This is a genomic window from Acidisoma cellulosilyticum, from assembly GCF_020621385.1.
Lineage (GTDB): Bacteria > Pseudomonadota > Alphaproteobacteria > Acetobacterales > Acetobacteraceae > Acidisoma > Acidisoma cellulosilyticum.
On sequence record NZ_JAESVA010000006.1, the window covers coordinates 62,196 to 75,047 of the forward strand.

11 protein-coding genes are annotated in these 12,852 nt (G+C 62.0%); 8 read left to right on the top strand and 3 right to left on the bottom strand.

Annotated features, from left to right (window positions below; all coding sequences use genetic code 11):
* Positions 1–32 precede the first annotated feature (32 nt).
* The 4 genes from ACELLULO517_RS17800 to ACELLULO517_RS17815 all read left to right on the top strand — a co-directional run bounded on the left by ACELLULO517_RS17800 (position 33) and on the right by ACELLULO517_RS17815 (position 6,233).
* Positions 33–818, top strand: coding sequence for an SDR family oxidoreductase (locus ACELLULO517_RS17800; RefSeq protein WP_227308767.1), 786 nt, complete (start codon positions 33–35; stop codon positions 816–818).
* A 516-nt stretch (positions 819–1,334) separates the two neighbouring features.
* Positions 1,335–4,175: a Hint domain-containing protein gene (locus tag ACELLULO517_RS28940; RefSeq protein WP_227308768.1), complete on the top strand. Its 2,841-nt coding sequence runs from the start codon at positions 1,335–1,337 to the stop codon at positions 4,173–4,175.
* Between the two features lie 73 nt (positions 4,176–4,248).
* Entirely contained in the window at positions 4,249–5,841 is a 1,593-nt protein-coding gene (locus tag ACELLULO517_RS17810; RefSeq protein WP_227308769.1) for an NAD(P)/FAD-dependent oxidoreductase, read from the top strand.
* The gene (locus ACELLULO517_RS17815; RefSeq protein ID WP_227308770.1) at positions 5,838–6,233 is read left to right on the top strand and encodes a c-type cytochrome; all 396 of its coding nucleotides are present in this window, start codon (positions 5,838–5,840) and stop codon (positions 6,231–6,233) included. Before ACELLULO517_RS17810 ends, ACELLULO517_RS17815 begins: the two co-directional genes overlap by 4 nt.
* Before the next feature lie 10 nt (positions 6,234–6,243).
* On the opposite strand, the gene ACELLULO517_RS17820 is transcribed toward ACELLULO517_RS17815, so the two are convergent.
* The 3 genes from ACELLULO517_RS17820 to ACELLULO517_RS17830 form a co-directional block, all read right to left on the bottom strand.
* Positions 6,244–6,612: a DUF1330 domain-containing protein gene (locus tag ACELLULO517_RS17820; protein WP_227308771.1), complete on the bottom strand. Its 369-nt coding sequence runs from the start codon at positions 6,610–6,612 to the stop codon at positions 6,244–6,246.
* Positions 6,613–6,674: 62 nt separating this feature from the next.
* Entirely contained in the window at positions 6,675–7,334 is a 660-nt protein-coding gene (locus tag ACELLULO517_RS17825; protein ID WP_227308772.1) for a DsbA family oxidoreductase, read from the bottom strand.
* An 80-nt stretch (positions 7,335–7,414) separates the two neighbouring features.
* Complete coding sequence (locus tag ACELLULO517_RS17830; RefSeq protein WP_227308773.1) at positions 7,415–8,830, bottom strand: aldehyde dehydrogenase family protein; 1,416 nt, start codon at positions 8,828–8,830, stop codon at positions 7,415–7,417.
* Between the two features lie 99 nt (positions 8,831–8,929).
* On the opposite strand from ACELLULO517_RS17830, the gene ACELLULO517_RS17835 reads away from it, so the two are divergent.
* The 4 genes from ACELLULO517_RS17835 to ACELLULO517_RS17850 all read left to right on the top strand — a co-directional run bounded on the left by ACELLULO517_RS17835 (position 8,930) and on the right by ACELLULO517_RS17850 (position 12,840).
* Entirely contained in the window at positions 8,930–9,832 is a 903-nt protein-coding gene (locus ACELLULO517_RS17835; protein WP_227308774.1) for a LysR family transcriptional regulator, read from the top strand.
* A gap of 131 nt (positions 9,833–9,963) precedes the next feature.
* Positions 9,964–10,908, top strand: coding sequence for a LysR family transcriptional regulator (locus ACELLULO517_RS17840; protein WP_227308775.1), 945 nt, complete (start codon positions 9,964–9,966; stop codon positions 10,906–10,908).
* Between the two features lie 97 nt (positions 10,909–11,005).
* The gene (locus ACELLULO517_RS17845) at positions 11,006–11,953 is read left to right on the top strand and encodes a fatty acid desaturase (protein WP_227308776.1); all 948 of its coding nucleotides are present in this window, start codon (positions 11,006–11,008) and stop codon (positions 11,951–11,953) included.
* Positions 11,950–12,840 (top strand): sugar phosphate isomerase/epimerase family protein, encoded by an 891-nt coding sequence (locus tag ACELLULO517_RS17850; RefSeq protein ID WP_227308777.1) that lies wholly within the window; start codon positions 11,950–11,952, stop codon positions 12,838–12,840. The genes ACELLULO517_RS17845 and ACELLULO517_RS17850 overlap by 4 nt, the downstream gene beginning before the upstream one ends.
* The last annotated feature ends 12 nt before the right edge of the window (positions 12,841–12,852 follow it).

Below are 12,852 nucleotides of genomic sequence, written 5' to 3' on the forward strand. Positions count from 1 at the left end.
TCACTCTGGCTGATCGCTGAAGGAGCCTTCCCATGGATCTTCGTCTCGCTGGCAAGACCGTGCTCATCACCGGGGCATCGCAGGGTATCGGCGCCGGGCTGGCGCGGGCCTTCGCCGAGGAAGGCTGCCACCTTCACCTCACGGCCCGGAATATCGACAATCTTTCTTCCCTAAAGTCTGAGATCCTGGCCGCTTTCCCGACCGTCACCGTCACGCTGCACCCGATAGACCTGACGGCGCCTGGCGCCTGCGAGACGCTGGCCGAGGCCGCCGGCGACATTGATGTTCTCGTCAATAATGCGGGTGCCATCCCCGCCGGATCGCTGTTCGACATCGACGAGGCGAAATGGCGCGCGGGATGGGAGCTCAAAGTCTATGGCTATATCAACCTTTGCCGGATCTATTATCCACGCATGAAGGCCAAGGGTGGCGGCGTCATCATCAACAATATCGGCAATGGCGGGGAAGTCTGCGATCCGCGCTATATGGCCGGCGCTGTCGGCAATGCCAGCCTGATGGCCTTCACCCGTGCCCTCGGCGGATCGAGCCTTGACGACAATATCCGCGTCATTGGCGTCAATCCAGGCCCGGTCGATACCGACCGCATCTACACCATGCTCAAAAAACGCGCGCAGGACGTCTTGGGCGATGCGACGCGATACCGGGAACTTGCCGCCGGCTATCCGCTGGGCCGCCCGGCCCATGTGCATGAGGTGACGGACCTCATCGTCTTCCTCGCCTCCTTCCGCTCCGGCTATACCAGCGGCACGATCGTCACCGTCGATGGCGGCATCGCCTCCCGCCGGTCTATCGTTTGACGTCAGGTTCCATAAGTAAGGACCGATGACAACACGTCTTCCACGTCTTGAGTTTCGGTCCGACAATATCATTCAACGGCGATCCTGATCTTACTTCAACCAACTCTCGTCTCTGCACGAGCTTGACTTTTCACACGAAGTCGTGATCCATACGGAAGCGAACCATCTTGCGACAATCTAAGCGGTTGGCGACAGTCAACTGCCGCAGGCCTTGCTGAACTTCGCGGTTGACGAAGCGCTGTTTCGATCATGCATGGACGCAGATAAACAATGCGGGCCTGGATTTTCCGACATATCAGCTGGGAACTTCCTGCTTGGTCTAGGCCAGGATATCCCGGCAGCCGCTCTCACCGTCGGCGCCAAGACAACGCATTTGTCTCGAATACTTCACCAATTTCTTGGCATCATTCTACGCTTCCGGGATAGCCCTGAAAGCACCGGACCAAGCGCGTCATAAAAAGGATTCAAACGATGTCAGGAACCGTTGTTACTTGGAAAGGCGGGAGCGGGGATTTTGTGGATGGGACAAATTGGTTCCAGGGCAATGTGCCGACTTCCGTTGACGAAGCCAATTTCGAGGCATCGGTCGGCGGAGGCACAGTCGATATGGCGGGGGCGAAATCCGTCGCTGAATTTGCGGCCGCAGGCGACTATACCTTTGACGGCAGCATCACGGCAGGTAACGAGTTATCTTTAGCGGATGGGGTGGCCCTCGAAGGAGGAACCGTCAACCCAGACAACTCCATATCCTATCAGGGCGATATCTCCTTTTCAAATGACACGGTCAATACCAACGAGTTTCTCGAGCAATCTTCACCTTCGAATTTGACGCTCACCAATGTGACAATGACTGTGACCATGGACGCTGGCGTATTCGGTGATGTCGAAAGCTCTCAGATCTCGGCCGGAAGCATTGACCTTACTGGCACCCTATCCGGTAGCGGCATTACGACAAGCGGGAACGGCGCCGGAAGCATTTCGGTTTTTCTTTCCGATGCGGCGATCAGCGATTCTTCGGTCAACGCCACCAACGGCATAGAGATTGGCGGGACGACCAGCATCGACGGCACATCCTTGTCGGCGACGACCCAGGTAAGCTTCAACAACGCCATCACGATGACCGGCGGATCGATTAAAGGCACCGCCGTCTCATTCTTCACCGGCACGGTGGCATCGCTCACCGGGACCAGCGTTGACACGACCTCCCCGCCTCTGTCTGGAAACGACACGGTTACCAATTCGGGAATCCTGACATTAGGATCCGGAACCTCTGTCACCACCGCCAATTTCGTTTCGACCTATAGTCTGGATGTCCAGGCCGGCGCCTCCATAACATCCGCTGCTGGCGTCATCACGCTCGCTGGCATCAAAACGATAGAAGGGTCCGTCAGCGGCCAAACCATCGCCCTGACGGATAATGGCACAACCTATCCGAACAATGTCAGCACAGCGACGATCACGGGTACCGTCACCGGTACCGCGGATATCTCAAGCGGAAAAACGGCCGTCACGGCGGATTCCATCGTCAATATCAATGCCGGCGGGCGACTGATTTCTGACGGGAATATGTCCTTCGCGGAGGAAGCCGGCATCGCCTCCACCGTTACCGTCAAAGGTGGTGAGGTTCAGGCCACCGGAACATTGGCCATCAACGGCGCTTCCCTGATCGTCATGGACGGAGCCGACGTCTCCGCCGCGACACTCACGCTCATGTCAACGCCGACGCCTGAAATTGTACCCGTCATTGTCACCGTCGCAGGATCGGATTCGATTATCCGCGTCACTGACAATGCCACCCTGCAGGACACCCAGCTTACCCTCGCAACAGGAGGGTCGATGACGGTCGGTGGCGACCTGACAATCAGCGCAACCATGGCACCGCCCGATCCCATGACGGCCATCGCCACGACAATCGGCGGCCTTCTCAGCGTGGGCGGCAATATCTCGCTCGGCGCGAATGCCGTCGTGACGGTCGGCCCGGGCGGTACCCTCGCCGATGGCAATGGCACGATCAGCATCAACGCGGCGGATGGCACGCCGCCCTCTCTCAGCATTAGCGGCTCCGGGGCCGTTGCCGTCGCCAGCACAGTGACCCTGGGCAACGGCAGCTTGACCGTCTCCGACGACGGCATCCTAGCCATCGCGGTGCTCGATGGCGGCACGCTGGCTGTGGGCGGAACGGCGGACGGCGTCGGCGGCAACGGATCGCTGACGATCGCGAGCGGCGGCGTGGTGGATGTCGCGGACGTCACGATCTGGAAGACGGGCCATGTGAAGCTCTCCGACGGCGAGTTGGAGGCCGATTCCGTCACGATCGCGGGTGGCGATATTTCCGGTAACGGCACAGTGACCGACACCATTACCGACGACGGCAGCATAACCGCCTCGGGCGGCAAGCTTGAGCTTACGGGCGCGATAAGCGGCACCGGCAGCATGGCGATTGATGATTCCAGCCTGCTGCGGCTGGATAGCGCCGATGATGGCGTGGGCGTCACTTTCCTCAGCGACGGCTCGGCCGAAACCCTCAGTCTGGCGGAACTCGCGGGCTTGACCGTATCCATCAGCGGCTTCGCATCCGCAGACCTGGTGACGGTCGACCTTTTGATCGGGGCAACCGCCAGCTTCAGCACTACCGGCGACGCAGCGACTTTGACCTTCACCGATGGCTTCGAGAACCTGGGCGCGCTTGTCTTTGCGGGCAGCTATACGTCCAGTGAGCTCCTGTTCGACAGCTCTGACGGCACCGTCAGCGCCCGCTGCTACGCCGCCGGCACCCGCATCGCGGTCCCTGGCGGAGAGCGGGCGGTCGAAGACCTGACGGTCGGCGACACCCTCCTCACCCTGTCCGGCCGGCCGCGCCGGATCAAATGGATCGGCAGGCGTGCCGTCGACTGTCGCCGGCACCGGAACCCAATATCGGTGCATCCTATCAAGGTCTGGGCCGGTGCTTTCGGGCCAGCCTTGCCCCGTCGGGACCTGTTCCTGTCGCCCGATCATGCGGTGTTTGCGGAGGGGGTTCTGATTCCCGTCAAACACCTCGTAAACGGATCGACCGTCAGCCAGGTCCTGGTCGAGAGGGTCACGTATTTTCATCTGGAACTGGACAGCCACGACATTCTGCTCGCCGAGGGCCTGCCGGCAGAGAGCTACCTTGATACGGGGGACCGCCACGCCTTCGCGGGCGGTGCCGCGACTGAGATCCATCCCGCCTGGGGCAGCGAATCGCGCGACGTCACCCTCGTCATGGATGCCCTGGGCTATGCTCCCCTGCAGGTGGCAGGGCCCGAGGTCGATCGGGTCAAGCAGATGCTGAGCAACCGGGCAACCCAGGCGGCAAGGATCAGGCGGCATGGCTAAAACTGGACAGGGCCTTCCGCCAAGGTCAATTTGATCGCCGGACCAGTCCTGCACCGATGGCGAAAGGCCCTTCATGACTCAGGCCGAAACGACGCCGCTGCGGCGACGCGATCTGTTGTCGCTGATCGGCGCGGCCGCGGGCAGTTCGGCACTCTATTTTGCCATGAGCCGTCTCGGCCATGCGCAAGGGTCGGACTATGCGGGGCCGATCAACCTTTCGGGCGATCCCAAGGGTGCGTCCGTGCTGATCCTCGGCGCGGGCGTCGCTGGCATGGTCGCGGCGCTGGAACTGCGCCGCGCCGGCTACCGCGTTCAGGTGCTGGAATATAATGACCGCGTCGGCGGCCGTACCTGGACGATCCGTGGCGGCGATCGCTTCACGGAACTGGGTGGCGCCACGCAGGATTGCGGCTTCGACCGCGGGCTCTATTTCAATCCCGGCCCCTGGCGCATTCCCTATCACCACCGCGCCCTGCTCGATTACTGCAAGCGTCTGGGCGTGACGCTAGAGCCCTTTACGCAGGTCAACGCCAATGCCTATCTGCATGGCAAGGACGCCTTCGGCGGACAGCCGCAGCGCTACCGCACGATACAGGCCGACTTCAACGGTATGGTCTCCGAATTGCTGGCCAAGGCCGTCAATACCGATCGGCTCAACGCCCTGGTCTCCAAGGAAGATACCGAAGTCCTGCTTGAGGCTTTGCAGGACTGGGGCGCGCTCGATGACAGCTACGCCTATAAGGCCGGCGAGGATGCCAGCGAGCGTCGCGGCTGGCGGAAGCCGCCCGGCGGCGGATTGTCGGCCGAGCCGATCGATTCCACCCCGCTGCGCCCGCAGGATCTGCTGCAATCCCATCTGTGGCGCCGGCTCAGCAGCGGCTTGGACTATGATTATCAGACGACCTTGTTTCAACCTGTCGGCGGCATGGACAAAATCGCCGAGGGTTTTGCGCGCGAGGTCGGCGACCTGGTGCGGCTCAACGCCCGTGTGACGGCCATTCGACAGGACGAGCACGGCGTGCAGGTGACGTGGGAGGACAAGGGATCACAGACCATGCAGCAGTCCCGCGCAGACTGGTGCCTATGCACGATCCCGCTTTCGGTGCTCAGCCAGATCGAGATGAATGTCGGCGCCCCCATGGCCGCCGCTGTCGCGGCGGTTCCCTACAGCCCCTCCGTCAAGATCGGCCTGCAATTCAAACGCCGGTTCTGGGAAACGGATGAAGCGATCTATGGCGGCATCAGCTACACCGACCTGCCGATCACCATGATCGGTTATCCGGCGACCGGATATTTCGATAGCGGCAAGGGCGTCCTGCTCGGCACCTATGCTTTCGGACCCTATGCCTATGAATTCGAATCGCTCAGCCCGGCCGAGCGGATCGCGAAGGCTGTCGCCTTCGGCGCGCAGATCCATCCGCAATACCCGGCCGAATTCGATAATGGCATGGCCGTCGCCTGGCATCGCGTACCATCCCAATTGGGTTGCTACGGTCAATGGACGGACGCCACGCGCGCCGAGCATTACCGCAATCTTTGCGCGATCGACGGACGTATCCTGCTCGCGGGAGAACACGCGTCCTATATCCCCGCCTGGCAGGAAGGGGCCATCCTGTCATCTCTGGATGCCATCACACGGCTGCATGAGCGGGTGATGAAATCATGACGCGCGCGTGGGTCGCGCTGCTCGCATCCGGCTTGGTCGCAAGTGCCGGACCAGCCGCTATCGCGCAGACCTTCGGCAGTCCGACCCATTTCACCGAGCAAGGTGGCGCTGCCATCTATGCCAGCGTCTGCGCGGCCTGCCATATGCCCGATGGCCAGGGCGCCGAGGGCGCTGGCCGTTATCCCGCGCTGTCGCGGGACCCGCGCCTGCAAATCCCGGCCTATCCGATCTTCATGATTTTACATGGACAAGGGGCGATGCCGCCCTTCGCGCGGACCCTGACCGATCAGCAGATCGCGGATGTCGTCGCCTATATTCAGACGCATTTCGGCAACGCGGAGAAGGATCAGGCAACCTCGGCCGCAGTCAAAGCGGCACGCGCCTCAGATTGACCGATCACCGTCAACCTTCATAGGCGTCAAGCAGCGTCATGCGGCCGGTCGAAAGGCTCTGCCTGAGTGTGATGGCAGGTGCGTAAAGGTCGCTGCCGTGCCAGGCGCGCGCCGCCTCTCGGGACGGAAATTCCAGCAGCACAGTTCTTTCGCGGCCAGGCTCACCCTCCAGCGCTTCGGGCGCACCGCCGCGGATGACGTAGCGTCCGCCAAATGCAGCGACAGCAGCCTCGACCATGGACATATAGCCCGAGGCTGCATAGGCGGCGGCATCATCGACCGTGATCTGCGCCAAAACATAGGCTTTGGGCTCGGTCGCAGGCTGGGTCGCCGATGTTTCTTCCCGCGCAGCGGAGAGGTCTTGCGGATGGCTTGTCAATACGATTGTCCTTTAAGGCTATTGTAGACGGACCTGCCGATGGCGGCCTTGAGACCCGCCGGTTAGACAGGCTTCTGGGCTTCCCCGGCGATCTGCCGCAGGGCCTGTTCGAAGGCGTCCGACGGCTGCCCGCCTGAAATCAGATAACGCTCGTCGATGACAACGGCGGGGACCGAGTTGATGCCCCGCGACCGCCAAAGATGCTCGGCATCGCGCACCTCGACCGCATAGCGATCCGAGGCCAGAACCGCCCGCGCGGCGGCACCGTCAAGCCCTGCGCTCTCCGCCGCCGCGACCAGCACGTCATGGTCGGACGGGCTTTTACCCTCGGTGAAATAGGCCGCGAACAGCGCATGCTTCAAGGCTGCCTGATGCCCCTCCTGCTCCGCCCAATGCAGCAGCCGGTGCGCATCGAAGGTATTGTAGATGCGGCTCGCGTCAGACATCGCCATCGTGAAGCCGACGCCTGCGGCGCGCGTCCGGATCATCTCGCGCGTGGCGGCAGACTGTTCAGGGGTGGAGCCATATTTCTGCGTAATATGTTCGACGATATTCTGTCCTTCGGCCGGCATATCGGGATTGAGTTCGAAGGGCTGGAAGCGGATCTCGGCCTCGACGACGTCGCTCGCCCGCGCCAGCGCCTCTTCCAGGCCGCGAAGGCCGATGATGCACCAGGGGCAGGATACATCTGACACGAAGTCGATCTTCATCGGCCGGACCATCGGCTCATCCCTTCCTACAACGCACGGCCATTATGGGCGCCCGCCGGGACGGCATCAACCGCCCAGGCCGGCGCAGTTTGTCAAACCAGCACGGCACGCGGCTCAAGGAAAGAGTCCAGGCCGAAGACCCCGAATTCCCGCCCGATGCCGGATTGCTTGAAGCCACCAAAGGGGGCGAGCGGCTCATGCGGCGCATCGTTGATGGCGACCCGTCCAGCCTCCAACTGGGCCGCGACGCGCTTCGCCCGATCCAAATCGGAAGACAGCACATAGCTCGCCAGCCCATAGGATGTGTCATTGGCGATCTCGATCGCCTCGGCCTCGCTTTCATAGGGGATCAGGCAAAGCACGGGGCCGAAGATTTCTTCTCTCGCGATGCGCATCTGGTTGCTGACCTCCGCGAAAACGGTCGGCTTCACGAACCAGCCGCGGTTAAGGCCATCGGGCCGGCCCTCACCGCCGGTGAGCAAAGTCGCACCTTCGGCCTGGCCGAGACGGATATAGGCCTGGACGCGATCCCATTGCGTCTGGCTGACCATCGGGCCGATCCTGACCTCCGGGTCGCTCGGCGCGCCGACCTTGATGCCGGCGACCGCGGCCCGCAGACGATCTTTGATCTCATCAAGCCGGCTGGCGGGTGCCAGAATGCGCGTGCCCGCGATGCAGGCCTGACCGCTATTTCCGAACCCCACCATCAGCGCATGCGGGATGGCGCGGTCGAGGTCGGCATCGTCGAGGATGATCGTCGGGCTTTTGCCGCCAAGTTCCAACGTTACACGCTTCATGCTGTCGGCAGCGGCGGCGAGAATGGACCGGCCGGTGGCGGTCGAACCGGTGAAGCTGATCTTGGCAATGTCGGGATGCGTGCTGAGCGCCGCGCCGACGACCGGCCCCTTGCCGTTGACGATATTGAAGACGCCCGCCGGAAGCCCAGCCTCATGCAGGCATTCAGTGAGCAGATGCGTCTGGATCGCGCTCATCTCGGATGGCTTGATGACGATGCTGGTTCCAGCCGCGACGGCCGTCGCCAGTTTTGAGCAGATGAAGCCAATATTGCTGTTCCAGGGCGTGATTGCGGCTGCGATGCCGGATGGCCGCATTTCGACCGCCGCACGGCCGATGGTGCGATGAAATTCGTAGGTTTCGAGCGTCCTGGCCATATCGAGAAAGACAGAGGCCGCGTGCGGTATCGAGAACCCGGTGACATAGGCCGGTGCGCCGTATTCCTCGGCCATCACGGCCGTCAGCTCGGCCGCACGGGCCAAGACTGCGGCAGAGAGCCGCTGCAGCATGGCGATCCGTTCGCTTTTTGTAGTCCGAGAGACGCGGGGGAAGGCGCGCTTCGCTGAGGCGACCGCGATCGCCACGTCTTCAATGTTGCCGAGGCGTACAGTTCCGATCTGTTCCTCGGTCGAGGGATTGAACAAGGGCAACCTCTCCTCCCCTTTGGGGGTCGTAAAGGCGCCGTCGACATAGATGTTTTCGATGGTCTGCATGGGAGACAATCCGCTGTGCTTGTGGCTGTTCTTATGTCTCAGAACCGTTGATGCTATAAGACGGACAATTCGGGACAGCCTAATGAGTAGAATCGCACAATGGTGAAAGCGAGCCTGTTCGAACTGGAAGCGGTGACAGCCGTCGCACGTACCGGTGGATTTCGCTCGGCGGCGCAAAGCTTGGAGATGTCCGCCTCAGCGCTTAGCCACGCCGTGGCGAGCCTAGAAGCGCGCCTCGGCGTTCGGCTGTTCAACAGGACGACGCGCAGCGTCGCACTTTCAGCGGCAGGAGAGCAGTTCGTAGCAGACGTGGCCCCCGCCTTGGCCGCGATCGGCAGCGCGATCGAGACGATCGGCGAGCGGAACGCAGAGCCGTCCGGCACATTGCGGCTGAATACATCGGCCGGTGCGGCACGCATGCTGCTGGTACCGCTCATTCTCGACTATATCCGCCGCTATCCTGGTATGGAGGTGGAGATCGTCACCGAGGGCGCGCTGGTCGATGTGATCGGTCAAGGCTTCGATGCCGGTATCCGTCTGGCGGAGGCCGTGCCACCCGACATGATCTCGATCCCAATCCAACCGCTGCTGTATTCGGCTGTCGTCGGGGCGCCCAGCTATTTCGAAAAGCGCAACCGCCCGACTGTGCCAAGCGATCTGCTGCAGCACACCTGCATTCGCGCCCGCATGGCAAGCGGGAGGCTTTATCGTTGGGAATTCGAGCGTCGGGGTGAAAACCTGCTCATAGATGTGCCTGGCAGGCTGACCCTCGACGAAAGCAGCCTCATGCTGGAAGCGGCCATCGCCGGAGCAGGACTAGCCTATCTGTCGGAATACGCCGTCGCCGCGCATGTCGCGGCAGGGCGGCTGGTCAAGGTGCTGGAGGATTGGATACCTCCTTATCCGGGGCTTTGCCTGTATTTCGCGGGACGCCGGCATATCCCCGCCAAACTGCGCGCACTCATCGATCTCATTCGCAGCAAAACGGATCTGCCGGTTTGACTTGGTGACGCGGCGGGGTTTCTGACGGGAATAAGACCTCCACGCACAGAATAATGGATGATTTATCACGTCCCGCATGCGGTCGACAAATCGGCTGGACAGCCGCAACTCGGCAAATCCAATATAAATCGATGGCAAATCACTTTCAGGGTCAACTGGGCGAAACCGATCTGCGCCTCCTTCGGGTTTTCCACGCCGTGGCGGAGAAAGGCGGCTTCGCTGCTGCCGAAGTCAGCCTCGGCAAGACCAAGTCTGCCGTCAGCGCCGATGTATCGGCCCTTGAGACCCGATTGGGCGTCACCCTTTGCGCACGCGGCCGGGGCGGCTTCGCGCTGACCATCGAGGGGCGGCAGGTTCTGGAAGCGGTCGAGGCGCTTTTCGCGGATCTGGACAATTTCCGGGACCGCATGAACCAGGCCCGCGGCAGGCTGTCCGGCACACTGACGCTGCATGTCACGGATAATATCGTGACTTACGAAAAGAGCCCGCTGCTGCGGGTCGTCGGCCGTTTCGCGGCGCTGCATCCGGAGGTCTTTATTCAGCTCGTCTCCGGCGCGGCCAGCGAGGTCGAACAGGCCGTCATGGACGGGCGCGCGACGATCGGCGTGTCGGTATTGCCGCGGCTGGTCGCCACGCTCGACGCGACGCCGCTCTTTCAAGAGGTCCTGCACCTCTATTGTGGGCGGGACCATCCTCTGTTCTCGACGCCGGCCTCGGCCATAACGCCTGAAGAGATCGGCCGGCATCGCATGGTGGAAGTGTCTGCCGGTGCCACGGGTCCGCTCTGGCCGATCTGGCGCGAGCAGCTCACGTTTTCGGCGCGGGCCGGAACGATCGACGCACGCGCCATTCTGCTTCTGAGCGGGGCCTTTCTTGGTTTTCTGCCGCCGGCCTATGCCGAAACCTGGACGAGGCAGGGCCTGCTTCGCGCGCTGGCGCCCGAACGGCTCCATTTAAGCAATATGTTTCATGTCCTGACCCGCCGTGGCACGCCCGGCGGGTTGATTGCCGAGACATTCAAAACCCTGCTGATCGCTGATTATGCAAAAGAAGAGAGCACTGCGCCTATTTGTTGATCACTTCAGTTCAGCCGAAGTTTACTTCACGGCTTTTGTCACGACGGTCCGTCGCGCAGGCTCTAAAGATCCTCACAGAGACAGGGAGTGAGGCGGAATGCAGGATTGGATCTCGGCGCGGGGGGCAAAGGTCGTCCCCGGGACCGTTCTCAAAACGCTTAGCACGCGCTCGGATCTTCGCGGACTGACCCAGCTTTTCAGCCAGATAGCGGCGGTCGCGGCGGCCATTATCTGCATGATTCTGCTCGCCCCCAGTGCTTGGACAATTCTGCCCTTCATCGTCCTGGGCATCATGCTGAACTGCCTCTATGCCGGTCAGCATGAGATGAGCCATCGCACCGCCTTCCGCTCCCGCTGGCTGAATGACGGTGTGGGCGCGGCGATCGGCTTTCTGTCCATCTACCCGGCCCGCTGGGACCGCTACTTCCATTTCGCCCATCACCGCCATACCCAGGACCCCGCGCGTGACCCTGAGCTTCTGGCGCGCGGCCCCTATACGCCCCGCTCCTACGCCCTCTATTTCATCGGTCTCACCTATTGGTACGGGCGCATGAGAAGCACGCTGCGCATCGCCTGCGGGCGGCTGCCGGCCTATGCGACCTATCTTTTGCCGGCGCAGCGCAGCGAGGTCATCGCCGAAGCGCGCTGGCATCTGGCCGGTTATGCAGCCGTTCTGGCGCTGTCGCTGGTACTGCACACTTGGGCCGCCGTTCTGTTCTGGCTCGCTCCCATGATGCTGCTGAAATGGGTTCACAACCTGCAGAATACCGGCGAGCATACCTGTCTGACGCATGAGCAGGATACCTTGCGCAATACCCGCACCCTGCGCGGGCCGAAGCTGGTGCGCTGGCTGGTATGGAATATGTCCTACCACACCGCCCATCATACCTTTCCGGGCATTCCCTTTTTCGCGCTCCCCGCGCTCAACACGGAAATCCAGACCCGGCTTGGCGAATCCCTGCCCGGCGCCAGCTATATCGGCGCGCAGATTGACATTGCAACGACCCTGCTGCGCGACGGCGACCGGATGGGAGACTTGGCATGACGGCATTGACCGAAACGGCAGCAGTGCCGCCGCGTCTGGAAGTATTCCAGGCGCTCTGGGCGATGGAGCAAAGGCGCTCGGGTGTGCCGGAACGGCCGCTCGAACAAAGCTTCGCCATGGTCGCCGAAGCCGGGTTCGACGGCATCTGCATCGATACCGGCGTCACACCGTTGAACGAGGCTTTCGCGCTCGCGCCGCTCTTTGAAAAGCATAATCTCCGCTGCCTCGTCACAGCCTTCGTCAGCAGCATGGACGGCCTGACCCCGGTGCTGGAACTGGCAAAACACCTCAATGCCACCCATATCAACCTGATCGGCCAGGTCATGCCGCTCGGTGTCGATGCGACCGTGCCTGTCGCCCGCCGCTGGATGGAAATGGCGGATGCCGCCGGCGTCGAACTTCAGTTCGAGACGCATCGCAACAGCATCACGAACGATATGTTTGCGACATTGCAACTATTGGATGCTGTGCCGGAAATGACGTTGTCGGCCGATCTGTCCCATTACGTCGTCGGTCGCGAATTCGACTATCCGATCAGCGCGCGCACGGAATCGCATATCGCGCGGCTGCTCGCCCGGTCCGCATCCTTTCAGGGCCGCATCGCGTCCCGCCAGCAGATCCAGGTGCCTTTCGGATTTCCGCAATACGCGAAATGGCTGGATCTGTTCCTCGGCTGGTGGCAACAAGGCTTTCGCCAATGGCGGGCGGAAGCGGCAAGAGCCGGCACCACCAAGCCGCTGAACTTCCTGTGCGAACTCGGCCCGCATGAATATGCCATGACCGGACCGGACGGACTTGAACTGTCGGACCGCTGGGAAGAAGCGCTGCTGATCAAGCAGCATGTCCGCGCGATCTGGTCCGGCCTTGACGATGAGGCGACATCGTAGCGGGGCCGTCGC